Source organism: Agrococcus sp. HG114 (assembly GCF_024723325.1).
GTDB lineage: Bacteria > Actinomycetota > Actinomycetes > Actinomycetales > Microbacteriaceae > Agrococcus.
This window is the reverse complement of sequence record NZ_JANQCH010000315.1, coordinates 1-340: the sequence shown is the minus strand read 5'-3', so window position 1 is coordinate 340 and position 340 is coordinate 1. Positions and strand designations below refer to the sequence as shown.

Below are 340 nucleotides of genomic sequence, written 5' to 3'. Positions count from 1 at the left end.
AACAAAGGCCGAAGCGGAAATGCAAGAGATAGAAATAGAAGATGAGCCTGCTGGAGAAGATTGTGAGAAATGCGGCAATCCAATGGTCATTAAAATGGGTCGGTTTGGTAAATTTATGGCTTGCAGTAATTTCCCTGATTGCCGTAACACAAAGCCTATTGTGAAACAAATTGGTGTGAAGTGTCCAAAGTGTAAAGAAGGAAATATTATTGAACGAAAAAGCAAAAAGAAGAGATTATTTTATGGCTGTGATCGCTACCCTGATTGTGACTTTATTTCTTGGGACAAACCACTTGAACGTCCTTGTCCGAAGTGTAATGGCACACTTGTAGAGAAGAAG

At 39.7% G+C, this 340-nt stretch carries 1 protein-coding gene; it reads left to right on the top strand.

Features of this window, described 5'->3' with window-relative positions; translation table 11 throughout:
- Window positions 1-340: type I DNA topoisomerase (locus NWP09_RS13395; protein WP_258275963.1), on the top strand; the 340-nt coding region annotated here is incomplete at both ends.